The 24,338-nt window shown below is 64.1% G+C and carries 28 protein-coding genes and 1 pseudogene; 9 read left to right on the forward strand and 20 right to left on the reverse strand.

The genetic code is table 11. The annotated features are described in order from the left end of the window. Positions 1–93: 93 nt before the first annotated feature. On the reverse strand, positions 94–1,296 hold the full coding sequence (locus IVB45_RS03250; protein ID WP_247362872.1) for an MFS transporter: 1,203 nt from the start codon (positions 1,294–1,296) through the stop codon (positions 94–96). Between the two features lie 191 nt (positions 1,297–1,487). Between IVB45_RS03250 and IVB45_RS03255 the strand changes: the two genes are divergently transcribed. The 3 genes from IVB45_RS03255 to IVB45_RS03265 all read left to right on the forward strand — a co-directional run bounded on the left by IVB45_RS03255 (position 1,488) and on the right by IVB45_RS03265 (position 4,422). Next, positions 1,488–2,288, forward strand: coding sequence for an MBL fold metallo-hydrolase (locus tag IVB45_RS03255; protein ID WP_247362871.1), 801 nt, complete (start codon positions 1,488–1,490; stop codon positions 2,286–2,288). A gap of 154 nt (positions 2,289–2,442) precedes the next feature. Continuing rightward, the gene (locus IVB45_RS03260; RefSeq protein WP_247362870.1) at positions 2,443–3,459 is read left to right on the forward strand and encodes an alpha/beta fold hydrolase; all 1,017 of its coding nucleotides are present in this window, start codon (positions 2,443–2,445) and stop codon (positions 3,457–3,459) included. 15 nt (positions 3,460–3,474) lie between these two features. Then, complete coding sequence (locus IVB45_RS03265) at positions 3,475–4,422, forward strand: fatty acid desaturase (RefSeq protein ID WP_247362869.1); 948 nt, start codon at positions 3,475–3,477, stop codon at positions 4,420–4,422. 68 nt (positions 4,423–4,490) lie between these two features. Here IVB45_RS03265 and IVB45_RS03270 read toward each other — a convergent pair whose 3' ends face one another. Together IVB45_RS03270 and IVB45_RS03275 are read right to left on the reverse strand one after the other, a co-directional pair. Then, positions 4,491–4,724: a hypothetical protein gene (locus IVB45_RS03270; RefSeq protein WP_027570136.1), complete on the reverse strand. Its 234-nt coding sequence runs from the start codon at positions 4,722–4,724 to the stop codon at positions 4,491–4,493. 99 nt (positions 4,725–4,823) lie between these two features. Further along, on the reverse strand, positions 4,824–5,843 hold the full coding sequence (locus IVB45_RS03275; protein ID WP_247363187.1) for a YafY family protein: 1,020 nt from the start codon (positions 5,841–5,843) through the stop codon (positions 4,824–4,826). Between the two features lie 82 nt (positions 5,844–5,925). Here IVB45_RS03275 and IVB45_RS03280 point away from each other — a divergent pair, with 82 nt between their 5' ends. After that, positions 5,926–6,570, forward strand: a complete 645-nt coding sequence (locus IVB45_RS03280) for a glutathione S-transferase family protein (RefSeq protein WP_247362868.1) — start codon at positions 5,926–5,928, stop codon at positions 6,568–6,570. 17 nt (positions 6,571–6,587) lie between these two features. After that, positions 6,588–7,022 carry a DUF6157 family protein gene (locus IVB45_RS03285; protein WP_247362866.1) on the forward strand — a complete coding sequence of 145 codons (435 nt, stop codon included), beginning with the start codon at positions 6,588–6,590 and terminating at the stop codon, positions 7,020–7,022. Here the strand turns inward: IVB45_RS03285 and IVB45_RS03290 are convergent, their stop codons facing one another. The 4 genes and pseudogenes from IVB45_RS03290 to IVB45_RS03305 form a co-directional block, all read right to left on the reverse strand. Further along, complete coding sequence (locus IVB45_RS03290; protein ID WP_247362864.1) at positions 7,023–7,808, reverse strand: enoyl-CoA hydratase/isomerase family protein; 786 nt, start codon at positions 7,806–7,808, stop codon at positions 7,023–7,025. It abuts the gene before it with no gap. 30 nt (positions 7,809–7,838) lie between these two features. Next, positions 7,839–8,948 (reverse strand): annotated as a pseudogene (locus IVB45_RS03295) (cyclic nucleotide-gated ion channel). Positions 8,949–9,060: 112 nt separating this feature from the next. After that, positions 9,061–9,279: a hypothetical protein gene (locus IVB45_RS03300; RefSeq protein ID WP_007605264.1), complete on the reverse strand. Its 219-nt coding sequence runs from the start codon at positions 9,277–9,279 to the stop codon at positions 9,061–9,063. A gap of 122 nt (positions 9,280–9,401) precedes the next feature. Next, on the reverse strand, positions 9,402–10,847 hold the full coding sequence (locus IVB45_RS03305) for a TAXI family TRAP transporter solute-binding subunit (protein WP_027570142.1): 1,446 nt from the start codon (positions 10,845–10,847) through the stop codon (positions 9,402–9,404). A gap of 402 nt (positions 10,848–11,249) precedes the next feature. On the opposite strand from IVB45_RS03305, the gene IVB45_RS03310 reads away from it, so the two are divergent. Next, complete coding sequence (locus tag IVB45_RS03310) at positions 11,250–11,597, forward strand: DUF3307 domain-containing protein (protein ID WP_018458457.1); 348 nt, start codon at positions 11,250–11,252, stop codon at positions 11,595–11,597. 276 nt (positions 11,598–11,873) lie between these two features. Then, positions 11,874–12,272: a hypothetical protein gene (locus IVB45_RS03315; protein WP_247362862.1), complete on the forward strand. Its 399-nt coding sequence runs from the start codon at positions 11,874–11,876 to the stop codon at positions 12,270–12,272. On the opposite strand, the gene IVB45_RS03320 is transcribed toward IVB45_RS03315, so the two are convergent. Both IVB45_RS03320 and IVB45_RS03325 read right to left on the reverse strand, forming a co-directional pair. Then, complete coding sequence (locus tag IVB45_RS03320) at positions 12,269–12,592, reverse strand: YkgJ family cysteine cluster protein (RefSeq protein WP_247362860.1); 324 nt, start codon at positions 12,590–12,592, stop codon at positions 12,269–12,271. The two genes, IVB45_RS03315 and IVB45_RS03320, sit on opposite strands and share 4 nt — an antisense overlap. Positions 12,593–12,605: 13 nt before the next feature. Continuing rightward, a complete protein-coding gene (locus IVB45_RS03325; protein ID WP_027570145.1) occupies positions 12,606–13,304 on the reverse strand; it encodes a YafY family protein in 699 nt (232 codons plus the stop codon). A gap of 112 nt (positions 13,305–13,416) precedes the next feature. On the opposite strand from IVB45_RS03325, the gene IVB45_RS03330 reads away from it, so the two are divergent. Both IVB45_RS03330 and IVB45_RS03335 read left to right on the forward strand, forming a co-directional pair. Beyond that, positions 13,417–13,722 (forward strand): hypothetical protein, encoded by a 306-nt coding sequence (locus IVB45_RS03330; RefSeq protein ID WP_247362858.1) that lies wholly within the window; start codon positions 13,417–13,419, stop codon positions 13,720–13,722. 38 nt (positions 13,723–13,760) lie between these two features. Then, on the forward strand, positions 13,761–14,489 hold the full coding sequence (locus IVB45_RS03335) for a glutathione S-transferase family protein (RefSeq protein ID WP_247362856.1): 729 nt from the start codon (positions 13,761–13,763) through the stop codon (positions 14,487–14,489). Positions 14,490–14,704: 215 nt separating this feature from the next. Here the strand turns inward: IVB45_RS03335 and IVB45_RS03340 are convergent, their stop codons facing one another. The 11 genes from IVB45_RS03340 to IVB45_RS03390 form a co-directional block, all read right to left on the reverse strand. Continuing rightward, positions 14,705–15,856 carry an ABC transporter substrate-binding protein gene (locus tag IVB45_RS03340; RefSeq protein ID WP_027570148.1) on the reverse strand — a complete coding sequence of 384 codons (1,152 nt, stop codon included), beginning with the start codon at positions 15,854–15,856 and terminating at the stop codon, positions 14,705–14,707. Positions 15,857–15,934: 78 nt separating this feature from the next. Then, positions 15,935–16,366, reverse strand: a complete 432-nt coding sequence (locus tag IVB45_RS03345; RefSeq protein WP_247283456.1) for a thioesterase family protein — start codon at positions 16,364–16,366, stop codon at positions 15,935–15,937. 10 nt (positions 16,367–16,376) lie between these two features. Continuing rightward, positions 16,377–17,138: an SDR family NAD(P)-dependent oxidoreductase gene (locus IVB45_RS03350; RefSeq protein WP_027570150.1), complete on the reverse strand. Its 762-nt coding sequence runs from the start codon at positions 17,136–17,138 to the stop codon at positions 16,377–16,379. 25 nt (positions 17,139–17,163) lie between these two features. Then, positions 17,164–19,050 (reverse strand): feruloyl-CoA synthase, encoded by a 1,887-nt coding sequence (locus IVB45_RS03355; RefSeq protein WP_247362853.1) that lies wholly within the window; start codon positions 19,048–19,050, stop codon positions 17,164–17,166. Next, positions 19,047–19,856, reverse strand: a complete 810-nt coding sequence (locus tag IVB45_RS03360) for a crotonase/enoyl-CoA hydratase family protein (RefSeq protein WP_247362851.1) — start codon at positions 19,854–19,856, stop codon at positions 19,047–19,049. Before IVB45_RS03360 ends, IVB45_RS03355 begins: the two co-directional genes overlap by 4 nt. A gap of 181 nt (positions 19,857–20,037) precedes the next feature. Continuing rightward, positions 20,038–20,337 (reverse strand): addiction module antidote protein, encoded by a 300-nt coding sequence (locus IVB45_RS03365; protein WP_007605286.1) that lies wholly within the window; start codon positions 20,335–20,337, stop codon positions 20,038–20,040. 3 nt (positions 20,338–20,340) lie between these two features. Next, complete coding sequence (locus IVB45_RS03370) at positions 20,341–20,637, reverse strand: type II toxin-antitoxin system RelE/ParE family toxin (protein WP_247363185.1); 297 nt, start codon at positions 20,635–20,637, stop codon at positions 20,341–20,343. 66 nt (positions 20,638–20,703) lie between these two features. Beyond that, on the reverse strand, positions 20,704–21,165 hold the full coding sequence (locus IVB45_RS03375; RefSeq protein WP_247362847.1) for a DUF3237 domain-containing protein: 462 nt from the start codon (positions 21,163–21,165) through the stop codon (positions 20,704–20,706). An 11-nt stretch (positions 21,166–21,176) separates the two neighbouring features. Further along, positions 21,177–22,496, reverse strand: a complete 1,320-nt coding sequence (locus tag IVB45_RS03380) for a TRAP transporter permease (protein ID WP_027515392.1) — start codon at positions 22,494–22,496, stop codon at positions 21,177–21,179. A gap of 2 nt (positions 22,497–22,498) precedes the next feature. Next, positions 22,499–23,008 carry a TRAP transporter small permease gene (locus IVB45_RS03385; RefSeq protein ID WP_007599673.1) on the reverse strand — a complete coding sequence of 170 codons (510 nt, stop codon included), beginning with the start codon at positions 23,006–23,008 and terminating at the stop codon, positions 22,499–22,501. A gap of 126 nt (positions 23,009–23,134) precedes the next feature. Continuing rightward, the gene (locus IVB45_RS03390; protein WP_247362846.1) at positions 23,135–24,151 is read right to left on the reverse strand and encodes a TRAP transporter substrate-binding protein; all 1,017 of its coding nucleotides are present in this window, start codon (positions 24,149–24,151) and stop codon (positions 23,135–23,137) included. Positions 24,152–24,338 lie beyond the last annotated feature (187 nt).

Raw genomic sequence — 24,338 nt, forward strand, 5'->3', positions numbered from 1 at the left:
GAGCGCAGCGAAGCAATCCAGAATCTTTCCGCAGGGACAGCCTGGATTGCTTCGTCGCTTCGCTCCTCGCAATGACGGCTGAGAAGGCTGGCCTCAATACTTCTTTACAGCCGCGCCGAACGCGAACCACAGCGCCATGGACGCGAGGCCAAAACCGCCGAGCAGCAGGAAAGTCGGGCCGTAGCCGATCCATTGCGCAATCCAGCCGCCCAGCGCGGGACTGAGGCTCGCGCCGATGCCCTGCACGGTGATCACGGCACCCTGGCCGAGATTGATGCGGCCGGTGCCGTTGAGCGAGCGTGCGACCATGCCGGGAACGGCAACCGTCTGGAGCCCGGTGCCGATGCCGTCGAGCACCTGCATCGGTACGACGCCCCACCATCCCGTGACGAAGAAGGCGAGCACGCCGCGGATGGGCAGGAACATGAAGGAGACGAGGATGATGGGCCAGTAGTTGCGCTTGCTCGCCGCCTTCATTGCGATCAGCGAGGTGATGATCATGACGCCTTGTGCGATCACGACGGTGGTCGCGACGAAGCTCGGGCCGTTGGCCTGGCCTTCGGCGACCGCCGCCAGGCTATAGAGCGGCACGATGGCGGCATTGCCGAGATGAAACAGCGCGAGCGCCATTGCCAGCACCAGCAGCGCGCGGTGCTTGAGCAGCATCGTGAGCGCGTCCGGCGCGCTGTCCGGATCGTCCTCCTTGCTGCCGCGCGCGGCGCGATCGTCGATCGCCTTGGCCGGGATCATCATCACGCAGGCGATCGCGATGGCGCCGAACACCGCCGCCAGCACGAACACGGCGACATAGCCGAACTTATAACCGAGATAGCCCGACAGCGCGGCGCCGACCATGTTGCCGGCGTGGTTGAATGCCTGGTTGCGGCCGTTGAGCGCGTTAAAGCCCTTCTGCTTGGCGATGCCGAGCGTGATGCCGGTGACCGCCGGCACGATCGCGGCGCTCGCCAGCGATTGTGCGACCTGCGAGAATGTCACCGCCCAGAAATTCTGCGAGATCAGGATGATCGCGGACGCGAGCACCACGCAGATGCCGGGAATGACGACCCACATGCGCTTGTTGCGGCTCGCGTCGATGAAGCCGCCGATCGGCGTCGTGATCAGCATGCCCGCGACATTGCCGATCGTCATCGCGGTGCCGATCAATCCGCTCGCCCAGCCGCGCTCCTGGAGGAAGACGCCGACGAAAGGGCCGATGCCCGACTGCATGTCGGCCATGAAGAAGTTGAGAGCGAACAGGGGCCAGATACGAGACGAGGAGGGGGACCGCGATGTCATCGATACCAAAACGTGGTCTCAGCCGGGATGCGGCGGGTGGGACATGATCCTTTCAGCCAATCGTTCTGGCGCGGACGAGAGTTTAACGAGCGCTGATCGGGTTGGTTCCAGGTTTCGCCCGGTCGGTGGGGCTTGCGGTCACCGCCAGCAATTCCTTATTGACGTTGGATCGTCTCTGTCGGGAGTACGGCATGCCCCTCTGGACCTGCGAAACCTGCGGCGCGCAATTTCTGGGCGAAAATCCGCCAACGTCCTGTGAAATTTGCGAGGACGAACGGCAATACGTCGGGTGGAAGGGCCAGACTTTCCTCACGCGCGAGGCGCTCTCGGAACGTCACCGCATGGTCTGGCGCGACGATCTCGGCCTGACCGGCCTCGCGCTCGAGCCAAGCTTTGCCATCGGCCAGCGCGCGCTGCTGGTGCCGCTCGCGGACGGCTGGCTGATGTGGGACTGCGTCCCGCTGGCGACGCCGGAGGCGATCGCGCATGTGCGGTCAATCGGCGGGCTGAAGGCGATCGCGATCTCGCATCCGCATTACTATGGCGCGCTCGCCGACTGGAGCGAGGCGTTTGGCGGGGTGCCGGTCTATTTGCACGCCGACGATCGCCAATGGGTAACGCGTCCGCATGCTTCGATCGTGCACTGGACCGGCGACAGCCATCGCATCTCCGAGGATGTGCTGCTGCTGCGCACCGGCGGTCATTTCGCCGGCGCCGCCATGCTGCATCACGCGAGCGGTGCGGACGGCAAGGGCGCGCTACTCACCGGCGATATCGCGCAGGTCACGATGGATCGCCGCTTCGTCAGCTTCATGTACTCCTATCCGAACTACATGCCACTCAATGCCGCCGCGGTGCGACGGATTGCGGCTGCCGTCGAGCCGCTGGCCTTCGATCGCATCTACGGCGCGTGGTGGGACCGCAACATCGCCGCAGGCGCCAAGGCCGCATTCGCGGCCTCTGTCGCGCGCTATCTGGCCGCCATCGCCTGAGCTGGCGCGCGACCGGATTTATCTTGCTGGTCCCTAATAAATGGACTATAAGTACAGTTATTAAGCGTGACGCGACGATGCGTCTGCGGGACCGGCATGATCGATGCATCGCTGTTTCCGCGGCGCGCTTGCCGCGTGAGCGGGAGTTCGGTCGATGACGGCAGGGCGCGACTACGAGATTTTCGAGGCCGGCGACGTCGCGCTCCGGTCCGGGGCCGTCGTCCCTTCGCTCAAGCTCGCCTACAAGACCTACGGCACGCTCAGTCCGGACAAGGACAACGTGGTTCTCTATCCGACCTCGTTCAGCGCGCAGCACGCCGACACCGAGTGGCTGATTGGCCCCGACGGGGTGCTCGACGCCACGCGCTACTTCATCATCATCCCGAATCTGTTCGGTAACGGGCTGTCGTCCTCGCCGTCGAATACCGCCGCGCCGTTCCCGATCCTGACCTATCACGATGCCATCGCGGTCCAGCACCGGCTGCTCACCGAGCGGTTCGGCATCTCGAAGCTTGCCCTGGTCTATGGCTGGTCGATGGGCGGCATGCAGGCCTATCACTGGGCGGCGCTGCATCCCGATATGGTCGAGCGGGCGGCCGTTGTCTGCGGCAGTGCCCGCTGCGCGCCCTATAATTACGTCTTCCTGGAAAGCGTGAAGGCCGCGCTAACCGCCGATCCCGCCTTCCGCGACGGCCGGTTCGTCGAGAAGCCTGTCGCGGGCTATCGCGCCATGGGGCGCGTCTACGCAGGTTGGGCGATGTCGCACGGCTTCTATCGCGACGAGATCTGGCGCGAAGCAGGCTTCACCTCGCTGGACGACTATCTCGTCCGCACCTGGGATGCGGCGTTTGCCCGGCGCGATGCCAACGATCTCCTGGCGCAGATCGGGATCTGGCAGAACGGCGATGTCAGCCGCTGCACGACCTTCGATGGCGATTTCGATCGCGCGCTCGGTGCGATCAACGCGCACATGTTGCTGATGCCCGGTGCGACCGACCGCTATTTCGACGTCCGCGACAACGAGGACGAACTCGGCCGGCTGGTCAATGCGCGCTCTGCGGTGCTGCATCCGATCCCGTCGCTGCACGGCCATCGCGCCGGCAACCCCGTCAACAATGCGCGCGATCGGGCCTTCATCAAGGCCGAGATCGCAGAGCTTCTCGGCAAGTAGGGCAGGCATCCGATCATGATCGACGCAACCGTTTCAGAGTCCGGCCATCGGCTGAAGCCGCTGGCGCCGGCGATGCTGCGTGAACTGTCGGTGCGGTCCAACCTCAGGGGTGCCGTGCAGAGCCTCGGCCATTACGGCGTGATCCTGCTGATCGGCGGGCTGATCTGGATGGTCGCCTCACGCCATGGCGTGCTCTGGGCGCTGCCGCTGATGGCGGTGCAAGGCTATCTCGTCGCCTTCCTGTTCATGGCTGTGCACGAGACCGCACACAAGACCGCGTTCAAAAGCCGCGGTCTCAACCTCGTGGTCGGCTATCTCTCAGGCTTCATCATCGGATTGCCCTACGAATATTATTGCCTGTTTCACTGGGACCATCATCGCTACACCCAGGATCCTGACAAGGACCCCGAACTGATCGTCGGCGTGAAGCCCACATCGGACACGCAGCTCGCGATCGCCTATAGCGGCCTGCTTCAGGTCGCCGGACGCTTGCGGTTGATGCTCGACCATGCCGTCACCGGCAAGGTCGTCGTGCCCTGGATCCCCGAGAACAGACGCACCATCATCGTCACCGAGGCGCGCGCTTACGTCGCACTTTATGCGCTGCTGCTCGTGCTCTCGCTGTGGTTCTCGTCGGCGCTGCTGCTCTGGGTCTGGATCGTGCCGCTGATCATTGGGCAGTTCTTCCTGCGACCCTATCTCTACGCCGAGCACACCGGCTGCGAGCGCACTCGCAGCGCATTCCAGAACACCCGCACCACCTACACCGGCGCACTCGTCAAATGGGTTGCGTGGAATATGCCTTACCATGTCGAGCACCACGCTTATCCCACGATCCCGTTCCACGCGCTGCCGAAGCTGAACGGGATCGTCGACGGCGAGATCGTCCACCGCGGCCGCGGCTACATCAGAACGACGCGCGAGACCTGGGCCTGGTTTCGCCGACATCGACAGGCCGGCTAGTAGAAAAAAATTGACGTGCAAAGGCCCCGATCGCGGTGCGATCGGGGCTTTGTCGTGAATGCGGGATATCAGTAGATCCCGTACGCGCAGACGTTCACGACGCGGACGCGCAGGCCGTGGCGGGTCTGGACGACGCGCTCCTGATAGCAATTGTTGACGCCGCTGTTGACGTAGACCCCGCCAAAGCCCCAGCCGGGACCCCAGTGATGGTGGAAGCCGTGGGCCGACGCGGCGGTGGGGGCGAGAGCGGCAACGCCGAGCGAGCCGGCGGCGATCAGACCAAGTGCAAGCTTACGAAACATCTTCATTCTCCAGTGTGGCGCAGGGGCCGTTGTTGTGTCCCTGCATCTCGGTCGAGCCGAAACGCGGATGCGTTCATGCAGGCAGGGGAGAATCGTGTTTCAGGAGTGTTTCGTCGGTCGCGGTGCGTTGCGCCGCCGTCCTGCTTTCCGCGCCGCGCGATAGCGCACAGCCATCGCCTCTGTCAGCTCGGCCATCTTCTCGCGCAGATCGGCCGGCTCCAGCACTTCGGCCTCGGGCCCGAGCCGCAACAATTCGGCGGCGGCATGCCATGACGTCTTGCCGGTCGGCACTCTGGCAATGCGCCAGCCGTCCGCATCCGCGGTCTCTTCGAGCTGCGTACGCGCCCTGACGTAAGGCTGGCTCAGCGCGTCGAGCAATTTCACGCCGAAGGACGACAGCCGAACGATCGCGACGTTGGGATGCATCTCGGCCTCGAGACGCAGCGTTGCGTCCCGCCAATAGGCGGCGAGATCGAAACCGGCGGGCCGCTCACAGCGATCTTCGAGCGCCGTGCAGTCGAGCACGCGCGCGACGCGATACGTCCGCACGCTGCCGTCGACCAGACCTGCCAGATACCAGCTGCCACCTTTCAGCACGAGACCGAGCGGCGCGACGCGACGCTGCTTCTCGGCGCGCCAGCTCTGGTAGCGGATCTTGATCAGTGTCCCGCGCAGGGTCGCGGCAGCGATGGTGCGCAGATGCTTGGGTTCTTCCGCCTCGCCGAACCAGCCCGGCGCGTCGAGGTGAAAACGGTCCTGCATCCGTCCGGCGTCTTCGCGCAAATTGGCGGGCAGCGCGGCCATCAGCTTGTTCTGTGCGGCGATCATCGCCGCATCCAGCCCGAACGCTGCCGCCGGGCCCGGCAATCCCGCCAGGAACAGCGCTTCCGCCTCGCTTTGCGACAGACCGTTCAGCCGCACGCGATAGCCATCGAGCAGGCGATAGCCGCCCTCCGCGCCGCGGTCGGCATAGACAGGGACGCCGGACGCCGCGAGCGCGTCGATGTCGCGGTAGATCGTGCGCACCGAGACTTCGCAGGCCTCCGCGAGCTCAGGCGCGGTGACCTGCCCCCTGGCCTGCAGGGTGGTGAGGATCGACAGCATCCGGCTCGCGCGCATAATCCTTTTAACCATACCTGACACAGGATGTCAGGTATGGTTCGCTATAACGCCATCGCCAGCCGGCCAGATGGAGACCGCCATGACCGATCCGAACCGCATCACGCTGTATTATTCGCCGCAAACCCGCGCCACCGGCACGCGGGTGCTGCTTGAGGAACTGGGGGCGCCCTATGATCTTCATGTCCTCAACATGAAGGCCGGCGAGCAGCGCCAGCCGGCCTATCTCGCCGTCAACCCGCTCGGCAAGGTGCCGGCGATTCACCACAGCGGGCAGCTTGTGACCGAGCAGGTCGCGATTACCGTCTATCTCGCCGATTTGTTTCCGCAGGCAGGGCTGACGCCCGCGCTGAACGATCCGCTGCGCGGCCCCTATCTGCGCTGGATCGCCTATTACGGCGCCTCGTTCGAGCCGGCCCTGATCGACAAGTTCATGCAGCGCGAGCCGGCACCGATCACGCAATCGCCTTATGCCGACTACGACGCCATGCTCGGCGCGCTCGAGGCGCAGCTGTCGAAGGGACCGTATCTGCTCGGCGAGCGCATGACGGCCGCGGATGTGCTGTGGGGCGTCGCGTTCAGCTGGACGATGATGTTCGGCATTGTGCCGAAAAAGGACGTGTTCGTCCGCTATGCCGAACGCATGACCTCGCGGCCGGCGTTCCAGCGCATCAACGCGGCGGATGCTGAGATGGCGGCGCAGCATGCTGCGGCGCTTCAGGGCTGAGTGATCCAAGGTTGAAGATGACGAAGCCGATGCACACGACCAACTGCTTCAACACCTTCATCCAGGTTGCTGAAGATTGTCCTGCGCGCACAGGCGAAGAGCCGCCGCTACGCGCGGGAAAGCCGACGGTGGCGTGCCTGCAATACGGGATGATCGCGAAGGCGCCTTACAAATACACGTCCGACGACGTGATCTTCGCGACGTCTGCGCCAGGACGCGAACTCGCCGTGAAGGCGATGGAAACAGAGAAGCAGGCGGCCCGTGAAGCGTTCTTCTCCCGAGGGCAGGCGTGCATGAGGGCGTCGAGCCTGGGCAAGCGCTTCGGCTGGGGCGTTCATGCCGATAGCAAGGGCCGGATCGCGCTCTATCCCATCGAGAGCAAACGCTACCAGGCGCTTGCCCGCGATCCCAAGCTTACGCAGGTGCGGGCGATGCGGTCGAAGCGGGCGTGATCAGAAAATTGGCGGCCGCTTCTCCGCGAAGGCCTTGATGCCTTCCTTGATCTCGTCGCCGCGCATGCTGTCACGGTGGCGCTGGTCGGCGCCTTGCTCGTCGAGTTCGCCGCGGGCGAATTCGTTGATCGCGCGCTTCATGCCGCGCATCGCCTGCGGCGCGTTGCCGGCGAGGATGTTGACGAGCCTATCGACCTCCTCGTCCAGAAACTCGACCGCCACCATATCGGTGAGATAGCCGATCCGCAGCATCTCCGGCGCGCTGATCTTTTGCGCGGTCAGGAACAGCTTTTTTGCATTGTCGACGCCGAGCCGTGTCACGTAACGCTTGATGCCGCTGCTGTAGTAATGCAGCCCGAGGCGTGCCGCGGGCATGAACATCTCGGCGGTATCCACGCCGATGCGGAAGTCGCAGGCGAGCGCGAGATCGGTCGCGCCGCCATAGACGCCGCCGTTGAGCCGGCAGATCGTGGGGACGCCGAGATCCTCCAGCCGGTTGACGACTACCTCAAAGGCGGAGCCCGCGCTCTGCTGCTCGTTCGCACTGACCGCGCGCTCGGCAACCGAGTTGAGATCATAGCCCGCGGAGAAGGCGCGCCCGGTGCCGGTCAACACCAGCACGCGGATAGCAGGATCGGCCTCGACCCGATCGAACAGTTTGACCAGCTCGCCGAGATCCTCGGCCTGGAGCCGGTTGAGGTGTTTGGGACGATTGAGGCGGATGGTGGCGCGTGCACCAACGAGGTCGAGCAGCGGGCCAGTGGCTGCGTCGGTGATGTCCGACATTCTTGTCTCCATTTATTTGCTTGTCGCCATTTATTTGTTTTCGAGCGTGCGCCGCTTCGCCTCGGCATCGATGGTCTCGGCGAGATCGGGATGCCGCGCCATCAGCACGCGGAAGTCGACGAGGTCGAGCACGAGCAGCCGCGACACCTTGGTGGTCGAGACATTGGCGCCGCGCAAATTGTTGCCGAGCAAGGCCATCTCGCCGAAGAACGCGCCATCGCCGAGCTGCACCTTCTTGCCGGGCAGGTCGACCTCGACCTCGCCCGCGGCGATGAAATACATGCAATCGCCCTGCGCACCCTTGCGAATGATCATGGTGCGCGCCGGCAGCTCCATGGTTCGCAGCATGTGGGTGACGTCGGCGATGGCCGCCGGTCCGAGCGCCGCGAAGAACGGCACCTTGCTGACGGATTCCCAGGTCTTGAGGAAATTGTCGCGCCGGGTCTCCGCGGCAAAGCCGGTCGCCAAAATACCGGTCCAGAGGCCGAACACACCGAGGCCGGAGATCATCACCAGCGCGGCCACCATGCGGCCCAGCGGCGTCACCGGCACGACGTCGCCATAACCCGTCGTCGTCAGGGTTGCGACGGCCCACCACAGCGCGGCGGGGACGCTGCCGAAGGTCTGCGGCTGCACGTCCCGCTCCAGGAAATATTCGGCGACCGAGGCCAGGAAGACCACCATCAGGAAGATCACGAGCACGCTGAGCAGCGGCCCCGATTCGAGCACCAGCACGCGGCGGAGCTGCCGCAGGCCGGGAATGCCCGGTACCACCTTCAGCACTCAGAGCACGCTGAGCAGCCACGCCGTCCTGGGCTCGATTCCGAGAATCAGCGCGGCCGGCACGGCCAACGCACCGACCGCGTCGACCAGCCCGGCGGAGGAGGACATGTAGAGTGCAAGGCGCCCCTGTCGCGCCATATGGCGCAGCCGGACCACCCATTCGAACACGAAGTAGACGAGGCAGGTCCAAAGCAGGGCATCGACCCAGCGATGTGCCGCCTCATAGGCCGGGTTGACCGTCAGCAGCACCATGCCGAGCACGCCGACGCCGACGGCCACATAGGCCGCCCTGGTCATGTTGCGGCCGGCCGTGGCGGCCGCGAACTGGGCCAGAGCGGAGATCAGCGGCTTGGACATGCGGGAAGGCGGCTCGGTTTTGTCTTTGCGGTCCCCGGCTGGAACCTCGGTGCCAAAGTGCCTGCCCGGGTCGAGGCCGTCAACGACGGGCGCGGCCGCGGGCCACGTGCCGCTACTTGAAATGCGGCGGTTCGTCGTAGCCGCGACGGCTGCTGAAGAACAGCAGCACCATCAAGCCGATGCCGACAAGAACGGAAAACCCGGCCCCCAGCGCCAGCGCCACATAGCCTTCCGTTGGAATCGGCTCGCCCTCGACCGCCATCGCGGAGTAAGCGAAATAGCCAACCGCGGCCAACATTCCCAGCAGGAAGATGATGAGGAGTGCACGCATGGCGCGGTCTCCGGTTGATCCGAGAACAAACGGTTGTGGACAGGGACGGTTCCCGGACGAGGGTCCCCCGGTCCTTCGCGGACGTGCCGGCAAGCGTCACCGCAGATCTTCAAATCGATAGGTCAGGCACTCTGAGCTGTCTTCACCACCACGACATTGCTCTCGTCGTGGTGGGGAGGGGCCGCATCCTGAGCGGCCTTCTCGCCCTCGCCCGCATGGCGCTTGAGGTAGTCGCGGCGCATGCCGATCTCGTCGCGGACGAATTCGTAGCCGAGCTTGAAGGTATCGAGCCCGTCGGTACTGATCGTGCCGTCTCGCAAGCCGATGACCGCGCCGCGCAAGATGCCTTCCAGCTCGTCCTGGAGACATTCGAGCTGGTCGAGCGAATGCGCGTGTTCGATCCGCTCGCCGATGTCGAGGATGGCGGTGGAAAGCTCGCTGGCCTTCTCCGGCGCGATCCGGGTGATCTTGGCGTAGATCGCGGCGAAGATCGAGCCGATGACGCTGAGCGCGGCAGCGGCCAGATACATCAGGTCGCTGTACTTATCCATGAACGACTTGGTGTCGTCGTTGATGTAGTCGGCCGCCCCTTGATGCGCCATCACGAAGGCGTCCTTCTCGACGGAGGCGGGTTCGATTCTGCTGGCAAAGCCACTGTCGAGCCCGAGCGCGGACTTGTTCTCGTAGACGCTGCGCGCGAGCTCCCCGGCCGCCGTCGGCGACATCCGGGATTGGGCGACCAGCAACCATTCGAGCCCGATCGTGTCGAGATCGTCGTCGGGAATTTCCGGTGATGCAGACAGCGTGCCCGCCGTCAGCGTCTCGCTGGAAATGCCGGGGATCCTGCGCGCCAGCGCTTTCGCCTCGTCAATCGCATTCAGCGTGAAGCCGCCGCGCCTGGCGACCTGCTCATACGCCTTGTCCCGCACCGCCCTCGAGGCGTGGACGATGGCGACGACCGCGCCAAAGCCGCTTGCCGGCGCGAACAGCTTGTCGAGCGTTGCGCCCGGTGGCGCCATCTGGATCCTCGCCGCGTCCGCGCCGTCGGGAATGTCGAGGATGCCGCGGACGAAGGCGAGCGATGATTCGTTGTCGGCGAGGACGGCGACCTTCTTCTTCTTCAGTTCGGCGAGCGACTTGATCTTCTTGTTTCCCGGCCCGAGCAGCAGCACGAGATCGTGCTCGAGGATCGCGAGCGTGCGCGCCCGCAGCGGCACCTTGGCGTCGGTGCGCAGCACCGCGAGGTCAGCCTGCTTGCGATCGAACTGGGCGATCGCCTTGGCGTTGTCGGCGTTGTTGACGATCTTGATCCGGAAGCGCGAGGCGTTGTTCTTCAGGACGGCGGCGAGCTTGGCTGCGAACAGCGCCTCGTCGCTGTTAGGGGCGCCGACGGCAAAGGTCAGCGTTTCCGAACTGTGCACCAGCATGCGGCCGCCCCAGACGGTGGCAAGCGACAACAGCAGGGTCAGCACGACGTAGAGGAAGACCTGCTGCTGATTGGTCTTGATCACCTTGGGTCGCCGGGGCGGTGGCTCGATCGGCGATGAGGTCGGGCCCTCAGTACTCATGGCAGCACTCTGGCCTTATGCTTCCGGTGGCGGGCGGCATCGCGGATGCGATCGCTGCGGTCGCCCTGTAATTCGTAAACGTCTGAAAAAAGAACGATATTCTCTGCCGGCAATGATAGCGCGCAGGCCGCGGAATGCAAATTCCGAGCCGAAGGTAACCTTACTCAACCCGGCCGCGGCGATTGGTCATCCTATCACCAGTTAGCCACAGTTGGCGATTTTCCGGTTCCCCCCGGCTGCATTCCGCCGCGGGAGGTGTCATAAATCGCAGGTCCCGGCGATTTGACCGGTCCAGGAAGAGATTGCGCTGAACGCTCCAACTCTTCTTGCCACGTCAACGAGGGCGCCTTGTCGTTTCCACCCCTGTCATCGGCGGTTCCGGTCGAAGCCCTCATTGGTTGGATGTTGCTGCTGACGTTCAAGCACATCATCGCCGATTTCGTCCTCCAGACCGCCTGGATGGCGCATGGCAAGGACCAGAAGCACGGCTGGGCCCTGCCGCTCCTGGTGCACTGCCTGGTTCACCTTGCGGTTGCGCTGCCGCTCATCCTGATCGTGGCGCCGAAATTCTGGTTTGTGGCGCTGATCGACTTCGTGATCCACATCACGATCGACCGCGCCAAGGGGCTCGTCTCGGCCAATTTCGGTGTCGATCTTGCGCATCCCTGGTTCTGGACCTTGATCGGTGTCGACCAGGCCCTGCACCATCTGACCGGCTTCGGCCTCTCCATCTTCATGGCGGCGAACTGAGCGCTGGCGGCCGTCTGGAGTGGCTGGCGGGCCTGCATGGTTCGAGACAGCGCTTCGCGCCTCCTCGCCACGAGGACTGAGAATCTTTCAGCAGAAGCAGACCTCATCCTGAGGGCCCGCCGAAGGCGGGTGTCTCGAAGGATGGCCACAGAGAAAACCCTTTCCAGCCCATTGATTCGCGGCCCACGCGCAAGCACCCCGGGTGACTACCGGGCAGCGTGGTTAACCTTTCATTAGAGAATTGCACTGCATCTTCCCAGACGAGGGAGAACTGCAATGTTTTCAAGCCGCGATACCTTTGAAGGCGATTCGTGCCCGGTCCGCGACGAACTCCTTGGCGAGATGTACCGCGCCAGCGAGAGTGGCCTGCCGAGGCTGGTTGAAAGTGTTTCCCCTGACGCGCGCGCCACGCTGGCGCTGTTCTGCTATCGCCGAAGCCATCTGCATTCGCTGGCGGTCGCGATCGCAGGCAGCTGCAACGAGCGCGACCTGATCGAGAACGGCGGCCGTGTCGGTTCGACGCTCTACGCGCTTGCGCGCGAAGGCGCGGCGAAATCCTCGCCGTCGCTGTCCGGTGGGCGCAAGCCGATCACGCTGTCGACCAAGCCGCTCTCGGTGCTCGCGCCGCTGGACGACGAGATCGACGACGAGATCAGCGAAGCCGTCCCGGCCTAAACGCTCGCGATCATTGGCAGCCCGAATTTCCGTCGCGCCATCGCGCATTCGGCGTCGCCCGGCATGCACGTGCGGCACACGTCCGGCCGCACTGCGTAGATGCCGCACGCGGTCGCTTGTCCGATCTCTCCCTGCAGCGCCGAACAGCGATCGCCTTCGCAGCGCATGCCGGATTGACGGTCGTTGACGAGCGCTTCGGGAATCGCGGCGAGCTCCTCGTCGCTCTCGATCGAGAAGCGCGGCCAGTTCGCCGAATAGCCGCAGCAGGCGCCGCAACTCTGGCAGCAGCTCGACAGGTCGATGTGGGCGTTCTCGTCCATCGTCACGTGTCCTTCACGTATCCTTGGGCGGGCCCCAGACCAGGCTCTGCCGCCATTTTGCGCGCAGCACGTCGCGCCTTTCAGGATATCTCTCATCGGGATAGGTCGCGTCGACCACGCGGTCGGTGCGGAAGCTGCGGAAGTCTCCGCGCAGCTCGCACCAGGCCGCGAGCAGGCGCACGGCTTCGAGATAGCCGATCGAAATCGGCCAGATCATGCGCTCGCTGGCGCGGCCCTGCTCGTCGCGATAGCGCAGCATGATCTTCTTGCCTTCGTGGATCTGGGTGCGTGTGCGCGCCATGTCCAGGCGGTCGGGCTCCCTGTTCCAGCTCGGCCGGGCCCGGCTTGCCGGCTCCAGCACGAAGGGACGCAGGCGCTCCGGGACAGTGTCGGCGATCTTGGCCATCAGATCTTCAGCCGCGCGCGCCAGCGCGGGATCGGCATGGCCGGCGACCCATTGCGCGCCCAGCACCGCCGCCTCGATCTCGTCGGGTGTCAGCATCAAAGGCGGCAGGTCAAAACCCTTTTCCAGGATGTAGCCCATGCCGGCTTCACCGCGGATGGGCACGCGCTGGCCGATCAGCGTGGCGATGTCGCGATAGATCGTGCGCTTCGAGGTCTCGAGCTCGGCCGCGATGGCGTCCGCCGTCAGCGGCTTACGCGTGCGCCTCAGCACCTGGATGATTTGAAACAGCCGGTCGGCGCGTCTCATGACGGGTCTCTTGTCGGTGGTTTTTCAGATGGTGGCGCGCGGCTGCTGACAGGATGTTGGCAGCAGGGGAGTTCTATACCGGGTCAACACGTCGACTGAAGAGGATTTGTCCATGATCATTCCAACTCATTTCGGCCCGGCCGCTGCGCTGTGGCGGACCCAGCCTCTACAGGTCCAGCCTTTGCAAGTCCTGCGTTTGCAACTCCGGGCTTGGTACGCATGGGCGTTCGGCCGCCTCGTATCCCTTGATCTCATGGTCGTCGACCTCCGCCTTGCGCTCGCGACCATGGTGGCTCGCTTCCTGGTCCAGGCCGCGGACGCGCTGGTCCGTCATGTCATGGCCCGCGCCTGGCGAGGGGCCCGTTTCGCAGAAGATATCACGGCTGCTGCCACCATGGTGGCAGCAGCCCGCGGTTAAGTTCCCTCAACTCTTTCGGTGGTTTCAGGAGAGCCTTCATGATCACGCTTTACGGCTTTGGCACCGGCTTCGGCCTGCCGGAAATCAGCCCCTTCGTCGCCAAGACGGAGGTGCAGCTCAAGATGGCGGGATTGCCTTACCGCAAGGAGCGGGCGATGCCGCCCGCCTCTCCCAAGGGGCAGCTGCCTTTCATCGACGATGGCGGCGAGGCGGTGGCCGATTCCACCTTCATCCGCGCCCATATCGAGCGCCGCTACGGCTTCGATTTCGACGCCGGGCTGTCTCTTGCCGAGCGCGCACAGGCTTGGGCGTTCGAGCGCATGATCGAGCATCACGTTTATTTTGCGCTGGTCGGGGCGCGCTGGGTCGACCCCGTCAACTTCGCCAAGGGGCCTGCGCATTTCTTCGACGGCGCGCCGGAGCACAACCGCGAGAAGTTGCGCGAGGACGCGCAATTCCGTGTCGCCGAGAACTATTTGCTCTCCGGGCTCGGACGGCACGCGCCCGATGACGACGTCGATCTCGCCGTGCGCTCGCTGTTTGCGCTCTCGGTGCAGCTTGGTGACAAGTCCTATCTGATGGGCAACAAGCCCTGCGGCGTCGATGCCACCGCCTTCGGTGCACTCGCCGGGATCCTGACGCCGTTCTTCGAATCCGCCCTGCGCCGTCGCGCCGAAGGATTTTCGAACCTCACCGCTTATGTCGACCGGATGATGGACACTTACTATCCGGAGTTCGCCTGGACCCCGCTGCGGCAGGCGGCTTGACGACAGCGCGTCCGCAGAGCGTGGCGGGTGAGGGCTATCTCCTCTGGGCGCTTTGCCGGTAGACGTCAGACAATCCCAATGCGGAGGCACCCTCACCCCAACCCTCTCCCGCAAGCGGGAGAGGGGGCGACACCGGAGGTGCGGCTCGCTCATACAGCCAAAACAAAAGAGCCGGCCCATCGGGCCGGCTCTGTCGTCTCTAATTTTCGCCGCGTCTACTTCACCAGCGAGTACTTGCCGTTCTTCACCGTGAGCAGGATGCGCGAGCGCTCGTCGAGGCCGTAGCGGTCCTTCTCGGTGAAATTGTAGACACCCTGGCTCGCCGCAAGCTCCTTCTCCGACAGCAGCGCCTGGCGGATCGCTTCGCGGAATTCCGGCGTGCCGGGCTTCGCCGTCTTGAGTGCCGCCGGGATGATGCGCTTGAGAATCTCGAACGCATCGTAAGAGTGACCGGCGAACTGACTGCGGCTGTTCGGGCCGTACTTGGCTTCATAGGCCGAGTTGAGCGCGAGGCCCGGCTTCTTGGTGGCAGCTTCGTCCGGCTGGTCCTCGGGATCCATGACGGGACCAGAGGCCATCAGCACGCCTTCCGCCGCTTTGCCGGCGATGCGGATGAAGTCCATGCTGGCGGCGCCATGGGTCTGGTAGATCAGGCCCTGATAGCCACGCTCGCGCAGCTCGGTCTGCGGCAGCGCGGCCGCGGTGCCGGAAGCGCCGACCAGAATGGCATCGGGATTCGCTGCCACGAGCTTCAGCACCTGTCCGGTCACCGACGTGTCGGGGCGAGCGAAGCGCTCCTCGTCGGCGATGGTTATGCCCATCGGCACGGCCTGCGCCTTCAAATCGTTGAACCAGAGGTCGCCATAGGAGTCGGAATAGCCGATATAGCCGACGGTCTTCACGCCCTTGGCCTTCATGTGGTCGTACAGCACCTTGCCCACGATCGGGATCGGCTGCGGCATCGCCACCGACCACTTCATGCGCTCCGGCGTGATCGGGAAGGGCGCCAGGCCGAAATGCGGAATGCCGGCTTCGTTGGCGACGTTGGACACGGCGATGGTCGGCGGCGTCAGCGCCGAGCCCATGATGATGTCGGCCTTGGATTCGGTCACGAAGCGGCGTGCGTTGGTGGTCGCGGTGGTGGGATCGCCACCGTCGTCGAGCACGATCACCTTCAGCGGCACGCCGCCGATCTCCTTCGGCACGAACTCCAGCGCATTGCGCTCGGGAATGCCCAGCGCTGCGCCCGGGCCGGTCGTGGTGGTGGTGATGCCGATGGTGACCTCGGCGGTCTGAGCCAGCGCGGGCACGGCCGGCAGCGCAAGCGCGGCCGCGGTGACGGCGGCGGTCAGGTAAAAGCGTTTCATCTATTCCTCCCTTTATGTGTTTCTTTGAAAGCAGAAATCGGGGGGTAATTCAGCCCCCTCTTTTGGTGATGTGGCGATTTAGCTCCGGGTCTCGCTCCCCGTGAATTTGGCTACCATTTCCGCAGGAAACGGTGCCGATTTCAGTTTGTCGGGGTTAACGGGATCGCGCCCGACCAGGACACGGGTCTCGAAACCCTCGATCGCAAGCGCCTCGCCCTTGAAGACGCTGTGCTTTACCTCGAAACTCGAGCGCTTGATGCTCTCGACCTTCGTTTCGATGGTGATCCAGTCGCCATAAGTCGAGGGGATGTAGAACTTGGCGCGCGTATCGACCATGGGAATGCCGACCAGGCCGTATTTCTTGACCAGGTCCTGCTTGGAGAAGCCGGCGACTTCGAACAGGGTCGACGTCGAATCGTCGAACATCGCGAAATAGCGCGGGTAATAGACGATGTTGGCGGGGTCGCAGTCACCCCACTGGATCTGGACGTCGCGCCGGTTCACGAACATATGCCGCGCCCTATTTCGGCGCCATGCGCAGCGAGCCGTCGAGGCGTACCACTTCGCCGTTGAGGTAGGAATTCTCGACCATGTGCAGGGCGAGCGCCGCGAACTCGTCGGCGTGGCCGAGCCGGCGCGGGAACGGGATTGCGGCGGCGAGTGAGTCCTGGGCTTCCTGCGGCAGGTTGGCGAGCAGCGGCGTGAGGAACAGGCCGGGCGCAATCGTCAGCACGCGGACGCCGAACTGCGCCAGCTCGCGCGCGATCGGCAGCGTCATGCCGACGATGCCGCCCTTCGAGGCCGAATAGGCCGATTGCCCAATCTGGCCGTCATAAGCGGCAACGGACGCCGTGTTGATGATGACGCCGCGCTCGCCGGTGGCCTGCGGCTCGAGCTTGGACATCTCGTTTGCGGCGAGACGCAGCATGTTGAAGGTGCCGATCAGGTTGACCTTGATCACCTTGTCGAAATCGGCGAGCGCCATCGGGCCGTCGCGGCCGACGACGCGCTTGGCAACGCCGATGCCAGCGCAATTGACCAGCACGCGCGCGGGTCCATGGGCTTTGGTCGCCTGCGCGATCGCAGCTTCCGCGGACGCGGCATCGGAGACGTCGCAAGCCACAGCCACGCCCTTGATCTCGGCGGCGACAGTCTCGGCGAGCTTGGCATTGAGATCAAACACCGCGACCTTGGCGCCCTGGCCAGCCAGCTTTCGCGCGGTCGCCGCACCAAGTCCCGACGCGCCGCCGGTGACGATGACAGCCTGATCCTTCAACAACATGGCGTTCTCCCTGGTGCGATATTTCTTAGCCGACCGATATCACACGGTCCGATGGATTGGCAGCGTAGAGCTCCTCGATCAGCAGGCTGCGATGCTCGAGCACCGCGCGCTGGTTGATCGAGCCCTTGTCGGTGACCTCGCCCTTGTCGATCGAGAGCGGCGTGTCCATGAGGATCGCGCGCGTGATCCGCGTCGAGGATCCCGTGGCCGCGCCGAGAAAGCGGGTCAGCCGTTCGCGAAATGCCTCGCGCACCAGCCGGTCGCGGGTCGCGACGACGAGATCGTCGGTCGGCAGCGTCGGGTTGATCAGCCTGCAGCCGTCGAGATCGAGCACGACGAGCGCGGAGACCTCGTCACGGTTGATGCCGGCGATGACGACGTCGCGCACCAGCGGTGCGCAGGCCGCAACGAAGCGCGCGCGCAACGGGCCGACACTGACCCAGGTGCCGCTGCCGAGCTTGAAATCCTCGCCGATGCGGCCGTCGAAATCGAAGCCGGCATTGAGATCGTCGGGATCGACGGGCTTGAGTGCATCGCCGAGCTTGTAGAAGCCTTCTTCGTCGAACGAACTTGCGGTGATGTCGGGCTGGCGCCAGTAGCCGGGCATCACGTTCGGCCCCTTGCAACGAACTTCCATCTTGCCGTTGTTCGGCACCAGCTTGGCGTCGTTGCCGGATACGGGAAGCCCGACATGGCCGGAGCGGCTGGTGCGCGGGTTGACCGACATGAAGAACGGCGCGGTCTCGGTTGCACCGAGGCCGGTCAGCATCGGCACGCGGTAGCCTTTTTCCTTCACCGCGAGCTCGTCGAGGCTGTTCCAGACGAACGGCGACAGGGCCGCGCCCGAGAAGAACATCGTGTGCAGCCGGTCGAAGAATTTTGCGCGCAGGCCCTGGTCGTCGCGTAGATAAGGCAGCAGCGACTCGTAGCCCTTGGGGACGTTGAAATAGACCGTCGGCGATATCTCCTGGAGATTGCGCACGGTCTCCTCGATGCCTCCAGGCACCGGCTTGCCGGCGTCGAGATACATCGAGCCGCCATTGTAGAGCGTCAACCCGATATTGTGGTTGCCGCCAAAAGTGTGATTCCAGGGCAGCCAGTCGATGATGACGGGCGGCTCGTCCTTGAGGAAGGCGAGCGTCTCGCGCAGCATCACCTGGTTGGCGCAGATCATGCGCTGGGTGTTGACGACTGCCTTGGGGTTGCCGGTCGAGCCCGACGTCAGCAGGAATTTCGCGATGGTGTCGGGGCCGATCCTGCCGTGGACCTCGTCCAGATCGCCGCGGATCGGCGTTGCCATGAGGTCGGCGAGCAAGGTGACGTCGCGGCCCGGCACATGGCCGTAGGACGCGGCGATCTCGGTGCCGAGCGAGACGTTGGCCGCGAGCGCGTCGGCGAACTTGTCGGCGTCCTCGGCGAAGACGAGGCCGGGCGTCAGCAGCTTCATCAGGTAGGAGAGCTTGCCGTAATCCTTCGACACCAGCGAATAGGCCGGCGACACCGGGCAGAACGGAATGCCGGCATAGAACGCTCCGAACGCCAGCAATGCATGGTCGATCGAATTGCCGGAGAGGATGACGACCGGCCGCTCCGCCGACAACCCGCGCGCAATGAGTCCTGAGGCAATGTGCCGGCTCGCGGCGAGCAGCTCGGCGTAGCTGATCTTGCGCCAGCCGCGGCCGCCTTCGCGCTCGGCCATGAACACGCGATCGGGGGTCGCGCTCGCCCAGTGATGCAGGCGGTCGGTGATGCGAGCCGGATAGTCTCCGAGCGGCTGTTTGGGCCGCAGGTAAATCGTGCCGTCGTCGCGCCGCTCGATATTCACGACCGGATCGCCGAACGAAATGGGCCGCAGCGGGGAAGTGCTCGCGCCGCGCTCCATGCTGGAAGAGGACGACGGCTGCGCGCTCATGATTTCGGCTTCACCTTTGCGGTCTTGTGTTCGAGGAACTCGCGGATCCTGCGCTTGGCTTCCTTGTCGCTCTGCGCCACCGTCGCCATCAGCGATTCCATCAACAGGCCGGTCTGCGGATTGGCCTCCGCGATCATCGGTAGCGCCTGGAGCACGGCGAAGTTGGTCAGCGGCGCGTTGGAGGCGACCTTGTTCGCAAGCTCCATCGCCTTGCCGAGGCCGTTGCCGGCTTCCGTGACATATTGCGCAAAGCCGTAGGAGGTGCCTTCCGTCGCGGAATAAACGCGGCCGGTCAGCATCATGTCCATCATCCTGGCGACGCCGATCAGCCGCGGCAGGCGCACCGAACCGCCGCCACCGACAAAGATGCCGCGCTGCCCCTCCGGCAGCGCGAAATAGGTCGAGGGTTCGGCGACACGGATATGCGCCGCACATGCGAGCTCCAGCCCGCCGCCGATCACGGCCCCCCTGAGTGCCGCGATCACGGGCACCCGGCTGTACTGGATGCGGTCGAACACCCGGTGCCACATCTGGGAATGGAGAAGGCCGCCGGTGGCATCATGGTCGGTCAGTTCGGAGAGGTCGAGACCGCTGGAGAAATGGTCGCCGATGCCGTGGATGACGACCGCGCCGATATCCTCGGGCAGGGACGCAAAACACTCGCCGATTTCCAGGATGATGCCGTCGTTGAGCGCATTGCGCTTGGCCGGCCGATTCAGGCCGACCGTCAAAACCCGGTCCGCCCGCTCGATCCTCAAAAGCCCGGAGGCGCCCGCGTCAGCGGTCTCGGCGTTTCCCTGTGTCATTTGCGTCCTTGTCAGAATAGTTATGTTGTATAACGAATTCAGGGGGAGTCAATACGGCTGACAGCGGGGAAGCCGATGCATAGTCCGGAAAAGGGACGACAGTCCGGGTGCAGCGCCCGTACCCGGATGCCCGATCCGCAAGATTGGGATCGATATTACGGACGCCGATGCGATCCGGTCGCTACGCCGCCTTCGTTCCACTTTGGGGTTGCGCCACAAGATTGATACCCATGGCGTGGAGAACTTTTATCACAGTGCCGAATTCGGGTTTGGCCTCGCCGCCAAGCGAGCGATACAAGTTCTCACGGGATAGACCGGCCTTTTCGGCAATGGCGCCCATGCCCTGAGAACGGGCTACGGCACCGATTGCCATCGTTATTGCGGACGGATCGTCAGATTCAAAGGCTTCGGTGAGATAGGCCGCAATCATCTCGGGGCTGTCGAGGTACTCCGCAGCATCGAATGATTTCACTTTTGCCATTGCTCAGACCTCCAATTCGCTCGCGATCTTCTTTGCCAACGCTATGTCCCCCGGCTGAGAGCCTTTATCGCCACCGCAAAGAAGGACGATGATCTCCTCGCCTCGGGCAACGTAGTAGATCCGGTATCCGGCGCCCTCATGGACTCTCATTTCGCTGATGCCGCCTCCGACCGCAGCAACGTCTCCGGGATTGCCGAGCGCCAGCCGATCGATCCGGGCGAGGATTTTTGCCTTCGCTCTCCGGTCTCGCTGTTTTCTAAGCCAGTCAGAGAATTCGTCGGTTCTCTTGATTGTCGGTATCTGTAGCGTATACGCTACAGATACCGACATGTCAATGGACTAGCCGGCCCTTGCGGCGCGACGCGTTCACATCACCTGATGCACGTCGATCACCACGCGATCCGCATGCCGCGCTGCTGAACCGACAAAAATGTGCTCCATCAGCCAGCGGTATTTCTCATGCCCGGTCTCGAACCTCGGCACGGTGCGGAAATAGATCTGCTTCGGGTCGACCGGCTCGCCGCGCTTGAGCTTTTGCAACAGCTCGACCGGGCCGAAGCGCATGCCCTTGTTCTCGACATAGACGATGGCGCCGTCGTCGGTTTCAAACGCATACTTCGCTTCGAGATCGATCAGCTCATTCGGGCGGATGGTCTGGAAGTCCGCGCCGAACGGCAGCACCTTGCCGGTGATCGCACCCGAGACCTCGCCGCCGATGATCGGGATGATTCGGCGAATGCCGATGCCGGTCTCGCCGGCGGTGACGACGTCGCCGATTCGTGCGGTGACGGTAAAGACGTATCTGGTTTCCAGCGCCGGTATGGTCATCGATTCACCCCTCAATGGGCCATCATCCGCGTCGGCAGCCACGTCGCCAGCAGCGGGAAGGCGATCAGGATCACCAGGCGCACGAGGTCTGTTGCAACGAACGGGATCACGCCCCTGAAGATCGTGGAGAAGGAGACGTCCTTCACTACGCTTTTGATGACAAAGACGTTCATGCCCACCGGCGGATGGATCAGGCCGAGCTCGACCGTCATGACGATGATGACGCCGAACCAGATCGGGTCGAAACCGAGATGCATGATCACGGGGAAGATGATCGGCACGGTGAGGATGATCATCGCCATGGCGTCCATCAGGCAACCGAGCACGAGATACATCACCATGATCAGCGCCAACACGCCGTAGGGGCCGAGGCCGAGGCCGGTGAGGAATTCCGTCACCTTCTGCGGGGTCTGCGTCACCGTGAGGAAGTACCCGAAGATCAAGGCGCCGATCAGCACGGTGAACACGGCGGCCGCCGTGCGCGTCGCCTGCAGCAGCGAGGCCAGAATCTTCTCGCGGTCGAGCCGGCCGGTCGCCACGCCGATGATGAAGGCGCCGGCAGCGCCGACGCCGCCGGCTTCCGTCGGCGTGAAGCGCGGCAAATAGGGCAGGCCGTAGAGGCCGCCGATCACGAACACGAACAGCAGCACCGGCGCCCAGATGTCCTTCAGGCCGGCGAAGCGCTCGCGCCACGGCAGCACCTTGCCCTTGGGCAGAAAGTCCGGCCGGAAATAGCCGATCAGGAAGATCGTGATCATGTACATGGTCATCGCCAGGATGCCCGGGATGATGCCGGCGATGAAGAGCTTGCCGATGTCTTGCTCGGTGATGATGCCGTAGACGGCGAGCACGGTGGAGGGCGGCAGCATCGCGCCCAGCGTGCCGCCGGCCGCGATCACGCCGGTGGCAAACGATTGCGGATAGCCGAAGCGGCGCATCTCGGGATAAGCGACCGCGGAGAAGGTCGCTGCGGTCGCGACCGAGGAGCCGCAGATCGCGGCAAAGCCGCCGCAGGCGCCGACGGTAGCGATGCCGAGCCCGCCGCGCAAATGGCCGACAAAGCCGTTGGCGGCGCGGAACAGCTCGCGGCTCATGCCGGAATTGCTGACGAAGGAGCCCATCAGCAAGAACATCGGAATGACGCCGAAGGTGTAGTCGGTCACCGTGCGCATCGAGGTCTGGCCGACCAGCTTCAGCGCCGGCGTGGCGCCGACGAGATAGGAGAAGCCGGAGACGCCGACGAGGCCCATGGCCATGCCGACCGGCACGCGCAGCAGCATCAGGGCGAACAGGGAAACGAAGCCGATTACGGCGACGGCATCGGTGCTCATGATTACTCCGTCGCCTTCAGCTTGGGGTCGTGCATTTCTTCGGGATGGAAGATCAACCGGTAGGTGCGGATCGCGATCAGCAGCACGGCCGAGACGTCGCCGATCCAGGCGATCGCGAAGAACGGCCAGGTCGGCATGTGCATGTCGAAGGTCTGGACGTTGTCGTTGTAGGTGCCGCGGACCTTGTCGAACAGCGTCCAGGTCTGCACCGTCACGACGAACAGCAGCACCAGGGTCGCGAACACGTCGATCCAGCGCTGGTAGCGCGGCCCGACATTGCCCCAGACCAAATCGACCGTGATGTGGGTGCCGCGATAGGAGGTGGCGGCGATGCCCCAGAAGATCAGGATGCCGAGCAGCATGCGGCCGATGTCGAAACTATCGGGGATCGCATAGTTCAGCGTGTTGCGCAGCAGCACCGACAGGAAGATGTCGAGCGCGACGATGCCGACGAAGGCCGCTGCGATCCATTCGATCGAATCGATAACGCGATCCATCCAGCTGCGCTTCATGTGAGCTTCCTAGGAGATGTCATCCTCAGGCGGGAGAGGGAGAGGACGCGCTCCTCGCGTCTCGACCCGCTTGCAGAACAACGGCGGCGAGATGCATCCCGCCGCCGCCTGTGTTTCGACGAAGAGCTACTCCGCCAGCGCGTTGTACTTCTTCAGCGAGGCTTTCAGCTCGGTAAGCGCCGCGTCCGGATCCGCGCCGGTCTTCTTCGCGCCGTCGCTCCAGGTTTTCACCAGGGGCTCGGCGGCTTTCTTCCAGGCGGCGGTCTGCTCGGGTGTCAGCTTGTAGACCTCGTGACCGGTCTCCGCCTTGACCTTGTCAATGCCGGCATCCTCGAACTTGCCCCAGTGCTCGCCGACCACACCGGCCATCTCGACCGTGCAATTCTTGTCGATCGCGGCCTTCTGCTTGTCGGACATCGCATTGTACTTGTCCTTGTTCATGACGAACACGAAGGTCGTGGTGTAGAGCGGCGCCTCCATGTCGTACTTTGTCACCTTGTCGATGCCGAACAGCACGAGAGAGCCCCAGGGGAAGGTGACGCCGTCGGCGACGCCGCGCTCGATGATGTCGCGCACTTCGGGCGCGGAGGACTGCACATTGGTGCCGCCGAGCGAGGTGACGAAGTTCGCCATGGTGGCGTGGGCGGGCCGGATCTTCAGGCCCTTCACGTCCTCCGGCATCACGATCTTCTTGGTCTTGGAATGGAACGAGGAGGGCGAGTGGACGAAGGCGAGGCAGTATTTGACGTCCTTCATCTCCTTCTCGGCGTATTTGCGGTACCAGGCGTCCAACCCCATCGAGCCGCCCTTGGCGTCCGAGATCAGGAACGGCAATTCGCCAGCGCCGATGATCGGGAAACGGCCCGGTTGGTAGCCGGGATTGACATAGGTGACGTCGGCGATGCCGTCGCGCGCCATGTCGTAATGGTCGAAGGCCTTGCCCATCTGCTGGGCCGGAAACACCTTGCCCTTGATGGTGCCGCCGGAATCCTTCTCGACCGCGGCTGCCCAGTCCTCGAGCGATTTCTGCAGCGGATGCGAGGCCGGCACCCAGTGCGAGATCTTCAAATCGAAGGTCTTGTCCTGCGCGAGCGCAGGGCTCACGCTTGCTGCCAGCAGCAACGCCAGACAGGCTTTCCTCATCACGTGTCTCTCCCTCTTTTGACGGCGGGCTTCGATGGCCCGGTCTCGTTAATTAACATGTTATCTAATTGGCCGGCGCGTTCAAGCCGGAACTGGCGCGGCGTGCCGCCGCGCACTCCCTTTTGCCCAACCGTTATATGATATAATTATCGTGCGCGGACGGCTGCGACAAGCGAGCCGCGCCGAA

This window comes from Bradyrhizobium sp. 4 (genome assembly GCF_023100905.1).
Taxonomy (GTDB): Bacteria; Pseudomonadota; Alphaproteobacteria; order Rhizobiales; family Xanthobacteraceae; genus Bradyrhizobium.

What these genes read in the sequence shown, in the direction of transcription:
- IVB45_RS03345 (WP_247283456.1), bottom strand. Translation starts at nt 16,366, where the DNA reads ATGTTCGTGAACCGGCGCGACGTCCAGATCCAGTGGGGTGACTGCGAC.
- IVB45_RS03350 (WP_027570150.1), bottom strand. Translation starts at nt 17,138, where the DNA reads ATGTTGTTGAAGGATCAGGCTGTCATCGTCACCGGCGGCGCGTCGGGA.
- IVB45_RS03285 (WP_247362866.1), top strand. Translation starts at nt 6,588, where the DNA reads ATGACGAAGCCGATGCACACGACCAACTGCTTCAACACCTTCATCCAG.
- IVB45_RS03255 (WP_247362871.1), top strand. Translation starts at nt 1,488, where the DNA reads ATGCCCCTCTGGACCTGCGAAACCTGCGGCGCGCAATTTCTGGGCGAA.
- IVB45_RS03305 (WP_027570142.1), bottom strand. Translation starts at nt 10,847, where the DNA reads ATGAGTACTGAGGGCCCGACCTCATCGCCGATCGAGCCACCGCCCCGG.
- IVB45_RS03290 (WP_247362864.1), bottom strand. Translation starts at nt 7,808, where the DNA reads ATGTCGGACATCACCGACGCAGCCACTGGCCCGCTGCTCGACCTCGTT.
- IVB45_RS03365 (WP_007605286.1), bottom strand. Translation starts at nt 20,337, where the DNA reads ATGGCAAAAGTGAAATCATTCGATGCTGCGGAGTACCTCGACAGCCCC.
- IVB45_RS03265 (WP_247362869.1), top strand. Translation starts at nt 3,475, where the DNA reads ATGATCGACGCAACCGTTTCAGAGTCCGGCCATCGGCTGAAGCCGCTG.
- IVB45_RS03330 (WP_247362858.1), top strand. Translation starts at nt 13,417, where the DNA reads ATGATCATTCCAACTCATTTCGGCCCGGCCGCTGCGCTGTGGCGGACC.
- IVB45_RS03320 (WP_247362860.1), bottom strand. Translation starts at nt 12,592, where the DNA reads ATGGACGAGAACGCCCACATCGACCTGTCGAGCTGCTGCCAGAGTTGC.
- IVB45_RS03260 (WP_247362870.1), top strand. Translation starts at nt 2,443, where the DNA reads ATGACGGCAGGGCGCGACTACGAGATTTTCGAGGCCGGCGACGTCGCG.
- IVB45_RS03325 (WP_027570145.1), bottom strand. Translation starts at nt 13,304, where the DNA reads ATGAGACGCGCCGACCGGCTGTTTCAAATCATCCAGGTGCTGAGGCGC.
- IVB45_RS03380 (WP_027515392.1), bottom strand. Translation starts at nt 22,496, where the DNA reads ATGAGCACCGATGCCGTCGCCGTAATCGGCTTCGTTTCCCTGTTCGCC.
- IVB45_RS03310 (WP_018458457.1), top strand. Translation starts at nt 11,250, where the DNA reads ATGTTGCTGCTGACGTTCAAGCACATCATCGCCGATTTCGTCCTCCAG.
- IVB45_RS03315 (WP_247362862.1), top strand. Translation starts at nt 11,874, where the DNA reads ATGTTTTCAAGCCGCGATACCTTTGAAGGCGATTCGTGCCCGGTCCGC.
- IVB45_RS03375 (WP_247362847.1), bottom strand. Translation starts at nt 21,165, where the DNA reads ATGACCATACCGGCGCTGGAAACCAGATACGTCTTTACCGTCACCGCA.
- IVB45_RS03360 (WP_247362851.1), bottom strand. Translation starts at nt 19,856, where the DNA reads ATGACACAGGGAAACGCCGAGACCGCTGACGCGGGCGCCTCCGGGCTT.
- IVB45_RS03340 (WP_027570148.1), bottom strand. Translation starts at nt 15,856, where the DNA reads ATGAAACGCTTTTACCTGACCGCCGCCGTCACCGCGGCCGCGCTTGCG.
- IVB45_RS03270 (WP_027570136.1), bottom strand. Translation starts at nt 4,724, where the DNA reads ATGTTTCGTAAGCTTGCACTTGGTCTGATCGCCGCCGGCTCGCTCGGC.
- IVB45_RS03250 (WP_247362872.1), bottom strand. Translation starts at nt 1,296, where the DNA reads ATGACATCGCGGTCCCCCTCCTCGTCTCGTATCTGGCCCCTGTTCGCT.
- IVB45_RS03335 (WP_247362856.1), top strand. Translation starts at nt 13,761, where the DNA reads ATGATCACGCTTTACGGCTTTGGCACCGGCTTCGGCCTGCCGGAAATC.
- IVB45_RS03355 (WP_247362853.1), bottom strand. Translation starts at nt 19,050, where the DNA reads ATGAGCGCGCAGCCGTCGTCCTCTTCCAGCATGGAGCGCGGCGCGAGC.
- IVB45_RS03300 (WP_007605264.1), bottom strand. Translation starts at nt 9,279, where the DNA reads ATGCGTGCACTCCTCATCATCTTCCTGCTGGGAATGTTGGCCGCGGTT.
- IVB45_RS03275 (WP_247363187.1), bottom strand. Translation starts at nt 5,843, where the DNA reads ATGCGCGCGAGCCGGATGCTGTCGATCCTCACCACCCTGCAGGCCAGG.
- IVB45_RS03390 (WP_247362846.1), bottom strand. Translation starts at nt 24,151, where the DNA reads ATGAGGAAAGCCTGTCTGGCGTTGCTGCTGGCAGCAAGCGTGAGCCCT.
- IVB45_RS03280 (WP_247362868.1), top strand. Translation starts at nt 5,926, where the DNA reads ATGACCGATCCGAACCGCATCACGCTGTATTATTCGCCGCAAACCCGC.
- IVB45_RS03385 (WP_007599673.1), bottom strand. Translation starts at nt 23,008, where the DNA reads ATGAAGCGCAGCTGGATGGATCGCGTTATCGATTCGATCGAATGGATC.